This is a genomic window from Aurantimonas litoralis (assembly GCF_026153195.1).
Lineage (GTDB): Bacteria > Pseudomonadota > Alphaproteobacteria > Rhizobiales > Rhizobiaceae > Aurantimonas > Aurantimonas coralicida.
Genome location: NZ_JAPFBM010000025.1, coordinates 1 through 5,794, shown reverse-complemented (window position 1 = coordinate 5,794; position 5,794 = coordinate 1). Strand labels below are relative to the sequence as shown.

Annotated in this window: 2 tRNA genes and 3 rRNA genes; all 5 read left to right on the top strand. The window is 55.3% G+C overall.

Annotated elements, in window-relative coordinates:
- Positions 1-346: 346 nt before the first annotated feature.
- The 5 genes from N7I30_RS21555 (at position 347) to rrf (ending at position 5,777) form a co-directional block, all read left to right on the top strand.
- Positions 347-1,833, top strand: a 16S ribosomal RNA gene (locus N7I30_RS21555).
- A 277-nt stretch (positions 1,834-2,110) separates the two neighbouring features.
- Positions 2,111-2,187, top strand: a tRNA-Ile gene (locus tag N7I30_RS21550).
- 35 nt (positions 2,188-2,222) lie between these two features.
- Positions 2,223-2,298: transfer RNA gene (locus N7I30_RS21545), tRNA-Ala, on the top strand.
- A 460-nt stretch (positions 2,299-2,758) separates the two neighbouring features.
- A 23S ribosomal RNA gene (locus N7I30_RS21540) occupies positions 2,759-5,580 on the top strand.
- An 82-nt stretch (positions 5,581-5,662) separates the two neighbouring features.
- Positions 5,663-5,777, top strand: a 5S ribosomal RNA gene (rrf, locus tag N7I30_RS21535).
- Together the 16S, 23S and 5S rRNA genes with 2 tRNA genes alongside form the textbook arrangement of a ribosomal RNA operon.
- Positions 5,778-5,794: the final 17 nt, after the last annotated feature.

Genomic DNA, 5,794 nt, shown 5'->3' with positions numbered 1-5,794 from the left:
CGTGCTCTTTGAAAACTGAAGATTGAGAAGAAAGAGAAGCGTGGGCGGCGGATTGTTTGCCTGGAGCTTCGTGTCGGTTTCCTTTCCGATTGCGAGGCATCCATGAGAGAACGATCGATCGTTATCACGTTTCGGTATGAGAGTGTACGGCTTGAGCCTGACTGCTGCGGTCTTCGGATTGCGGTGTGAGGTTTGAGCAGGCTGGATCTTTTTGCACTGGTTGGCAGGAATGCTGGCTGGTGATTGTGCGTTTGGTTTTGGCCGAGCGGGCAGGGGGTCCGGTTTTAAAAGTATCTCTCGTCGAATGCTTTGAGACAGTGACTAATGGTCGGGAGCAACTCTTATCAAACCTGAGAGTTTGATCCTGGCTCAGAACGAACGCTGGCGGCAGGCTTAACACATGCAAGTCGAACGCATCCTTCGGGGTGAGTGGCAGACGGGTGAGTAACGCGTGGGAATCTACCCATCCCTACGGGATAGCTCCGGGAAACTGGAGATAATACCGTATACGTCCTCCGGGAGAAAGATTTATCGGGGATGGATGAGCCCGCGTTGGATTAGCTAGTTGGTGGGGTAATGGCCTACCAAGGCGACGATCCATAGCTGGTCTAAGAGGATGATCAGCCACATTGGGACTGAGACACGGCCCAAACTCCTACGGGAGGCAGCAGTGGGGAATATTGGACAATGGGCGCAAGCCTGATCCAGCCATGCCGCGTGAGTGATGAAGGCCCTAGGGTTGTAAAGCTCTTTCAGTGGGGACGATAATGACGGTACCCACAGAAGAAGCCCCGGCTAACTTCGTGCCAGCAGCCGCGGTAATACGAAGGGGGCTAGCGTTGTTCGGAATTACTGGGCGTAAAGCGCACGTAGGCGGACATTTAAGTCAGGGGTGAAATCCCGGGGCTCAACCCCGGAACTGCCTCTGATACTGGGTGTCTTGAGTGTGGTAGAGGTGAGTGGAATTGCGAGTGTAGAGGTGAAATTCGTAGATATTCGCAGGAACACCAGTGGCGAAGGCGGCTCACTGGACCACAACTGACGCTGAGGTGCGAAAGCGTGGGGAGCAAACAGGATTAGATACCCTGGTAGTCCACGCCGTAAACGATGGAAGCTAGCCGTCGGAGGATTTATCCTTCGGTGGCGCAGTTAACGCATTAAGCTTCCCGCCTGGGGAGTACGGTCGCAAGATTAAAACTCAAAGGAATTGACGGGGGCCCGCACAAGCGGTGGAGCATGTGGTTTAATTCGAAGCAACGCGCAGAACCTTACCAGCTCTTGACATGCCTCGACGGTATCCGGAGACGGATGCCTTCCTTCGGGACGAGTGCACAGGTGCTGCATGGCTGTCGTCAGCTCGTGTCGTGAGATGTTGGGTTAAGTCCCGCAACGAGCGCAACCCTCGCCCTTAGTTGCCAGCATTGAGTTGGGCACTCTAGGGGGACTGCCGGTGATAAGCCGAGAGGAAGGTGGGGATGACGTCAAGTCCTCATGGCCCTTACGGGCTGGGCTACACACGTGCTACAATGGCGGTGACAGTGGGCAGCCAACTCGCGAGAGTGAGCTAATCCCAAAAAACCGTCTCAGTTCGGATTGCACTCTGCAACTCGGGTGCATGAAGTTGGAATCGCTAGTAATCGTGGATCAGCATGCCACGGTGAATACGTTCCCGGGCCTTGTACACACCGCCCGTCACACCATGGGAGTTGGTTCTACCCGAAGGTGGTGCGCTAACCTAGCAATAGGAGGCAGCCAACCACGGTAGGGTCAGCGACTGGGGTGAAGTCGTAACAAGGTAGCCGTAGGGGAACCTGCGGCTGGATCACCTCCTTTCTAAGGACGATCCCTCACGGCGTCCGGTCCGTCATCTCGCAAGAGGTGGCCCGCCGGGCTTCCCGTATCGGATTGTTTTAGAACAAAGGTCCCGTTAGTCAGACGGGGCCGCGCAGAACAAGAGCGCCAACGAGCCCTTCGCAAGGAGGGTGTACGGCGTGATGGCAGGCACCGCCGCCTTCGTTTCTCTTTCTTCCCTGGATGAATTGCCGGACCATTGCGTCTGGTGTCGCAGGCCCGTCACGGGTTTGTGGGACCGGTAGGCTCGACACGGTTCGGGCCCGTAGCTCAGTTGGTTAGAGCGCACCCCTGATAAGGGTGAGGTCGGTAGTTCGAATCTACCCGGGCCCACCATATTTGGTCGGCACCGGTCGACGGCACCCGGACATGGGGCTTTAGCTCAGCTGGGAGAGCACCTGCTTTGCAAGCAGGGGGTCGTCGGTTCGATCCCGACAAGCTCCACCATTCGTCGGCAGTCGCCATCCAGGAGAAAGACAATAGTTTGCAGCCTCGAACTTCGGTTCGGGTGTCTGCCTGTTCTCAATCATCATCGTGAAGAAGAAGACGGATCTCGAAGGTCGTCATTTTGGCCAGCTTAGCTGGTCATGCCCCGCTCAGGGTTTGGACGATCTGTCGACGAGAGGTTCCAGTGAAGGGTTCATCGCCCGGCACTGGAGACAACAAGCCTTTCGTCATGTGATCGATGTGCCTGACCGCACATTGTCGGGGTCTGTCTCAAGAAGCTGGTCTTTCGTCGATCGGGTTTAGCCGCCCGGTCGACAGATAGAACACCGCTGCAGGATCTTGGACGAGGTTGCACACCTTGCCGGGATTTGCGGTGTTCGAAGAGGACATTGTGAATGTTCGCCTCTCTCTCCTGGTGCCGCTTGGCGGGGCCGGGATGGTGGGCATTGACGATGAGAATGATCAAGTGACTTAAGGGCATTTGGTGAATGCCTTGGCATGCACAGGCGATGAAGGACGTGATACGCTGCGATAAGCCATGGGGAGCTGCGAATAAGCTTTGATCCGTGGATTTCCGAATGGGGCAACCCACCTTTGACGCCTGTTAAGTTCAAGCGGTTGGCAAGACTTCGTGTTTTGCGAACCGTTTGGATTAACAGGTGTCTATAAAAGGTATCTAACTCTGAATACATAGGGGTTAGAAGCGAACTCGGGGAACTGAAACATCTAAGTACCCGAAGGAAAGGACATCAACCGAGACTCCGTCAGTAGCGGCGAGCGAACGCGGACCAGGCCAGTGGCCATCGAGAGAAGAAGCGGAACAGGTTGGAAAGCCTGGCAAGAGTGGGTGATAGCCCCGTACGCATAATGTCTCCGATGGTCCTCGAGTAGGGCGGGACACGTGAAATCCTGTCTGAAATTAGGGGGACCACCCTCTAAGCCTAAGTACTCGTGCATGACCGATAGCGAACCAGTACCGTGAGGGAAAGGTGAAAAGCACCCCGACAAGGGGAGTGAAATAGTACCTGAAACCGAATGCCTACAAACAGATGGAGCTCAAGGTTCGTCCTGGGTGACATCGTACCTTTTGTATAATGGGTCAGCGACTTAGTCTGGCGAGCAAGCTTAAGCCGATAGGTGGAGGCGTAGCGAAAGCGAGTCTGAACAGGGCGTTCAGTTCGTCGGATTAGACCCGAAACCGAGTGATCTAGCCATGAGCAGGTTGAAGGTGCGGTAACACGCACTGAAGGACCGAACCCATATCTGTTGCAATAGATCGGGATGACTTGTGGCTAGGGGTGAAAGGCCAATCAAACTCGGAAATAGCTGGTTCTCCGCGAAATCTATTTAGGTAGAGCGTCGGATGAACACTCCAGGGGGTAGAGCACTGAATGGGCTAGGGGGTCTCACCGACTTACCAAACCTAATCAAACTCCGAATACCTGGAAGTGCTATCCGGCAGACACACGGCGGGTGCTAACGTCCGTCGTGGAGAGGGAAACAACCCTGACCACCATCTAAGGTCCCCAAGTTATGGCTAAGTGGGAAAGGATGTGAAGACTCCAAAACAACCAGGATGTTGGCTTAGAAGCAGCCATCATTTAAAGAAAGCGTAACAGCTCACTGGTCTAATCAAGAGTCTTTGCGCCGAAAATGTACCGGGGCTCAAGCCATACACCGAAGCTGTGGGCTCGTCTTTGACGAGCGGTAGCGGAGCGTTCCGTAGGCCTGTGAAGGCGGACCCGTGAGGGCTGCTGGAGGTATCGGAAGTGCGAATGCTGACATGAGTAACGATAAAGGGAGTGAGAGACTCCCTCGCCGAAAGTCCAAGGGTTCCTGCTTAAAGTTAATCTGAGCAGGGTTAGCCGGCCCCTAAGGCGAGGCCGAAAGGCGTAGTCGATGGGAACCACGTTAATAATCGTGGGCCTGGTGGAGAGTGACGGATCTCGTGTATCGTACGGTCTTATTGGATTGATCGTGCGGTGAAGAGGTTCCAGGAAATAGCCCCACCGTATAGACCGTACCCGAAACCGACACAGGTGGACTGGTAGAGTATACCAAGGCGCTTGAGAGAACTATGTTGAAGGAACTCGGCAAATTGCACGCGTAACTTCGGAAGAAGCGTGACCCCCATTTACGCAAGTGGATGGGGGTGGCACAGACCAGGGGGTAGCGACTGTTTATCAAAAACACAGGGCTCTGCGAAGTCGCAAGACGACGTATAGGGTCTGACGCCTGCCCGGTGCTGGAAGGTTAAGAGGAGGGGTGCAAGCTCTGAATCGAAGCCCCAGTAAACGGCGGCCGTAACTATAACGGTCCTAAGGTAGCGAAATTCCTTGTCGGGTAAGTTCCGACCTGCACGAATGGCGTAACGACTTCCCCGCTGTCTCCAACATAGACTCAGTGAAATTGAATTCCCCGTGAAGATGCGGGGTTCCTGCGGTCAGACGGAAAGACCCCGTGCACCTTTACTATAGCTTTACACTGGCATTCGTGTCGGCATGTGTAGGATAGGTGGTAGGCTTTGAAGCGTGGGCGCCAGCTCGCGTGGAGCCATCCTTGAAATACCACCCTTATCGTCATGGATGTCTAACCGCGGTCCGTTATCCGGATCCGGGACAGTGTATGGTGGGTAGTTTGACTGGGGCGGTCGCCTCCTAAAGAGTAACGGAGGCGCGCGATGGTGGGCTCAGACCGGTCGGAAATCGGTCGTCGAGTGCAATGGCATAAGCCCGCCTGACTGCGAGACAGACAAGTCGAGCAGAGACGAAAGTCGGTCATAGTGATCCGGTGGTCCCGCGTGGAAGGGCCATCGCTCAACGGATAAAAGGTACGCCGGGGATAACAGGCTGATGACCCCCAAGAGTCCATATCGACGGGGTTGTTTGGCACCTCGATGTCGGCTCATCGCATCCTGGGGCTGGAGCAGGTCCCAAGGGTTTGGCTGTTCGCCAATTAAAGCGGTACGTGAGCTGGGTTCAGAACGTCGTGAGACAGTTCGGTCCCTATCTGCCGTGGGTGCAGGAGAATTGACAGGATCTGACCCTAGTACGAGAGGACCGGGTTGGACGTACCTCTGGTGGACCTGTTGTGGCGCCAGCCGCAGTGCAGGGTAGCTATGTACGGTCGGGATAACCGCTGAAGGCATCTAAGCGGGAAACCCACCTGAAAACGAGTTCTCCCTATCAGAGCCGTGGTAGACCACCACGTTGATAGGCCGGGTGTGGACGTGCGGCAACGCATGAAGCTTACCGGTACTAATCGCTCGATCGGCTTGATCATTCTCATTCGTCAATGCCCACCCCAAAAGGGTGCGCACCAATCACAATGTCCAAAGACCAGCTTCCAACTTGCCATTTGCCGACCTGGTGGTTCTAGCGGGGCGGCCGCACCCGATCCCATTCCGAACTCGGCCGTGAAACGCCCCAGCGCCCATGATACTTCGTCTCAAGACGCGGGAAAGTCGGTCGCCGCCAGGTCTGCAAATCGCAAGTTG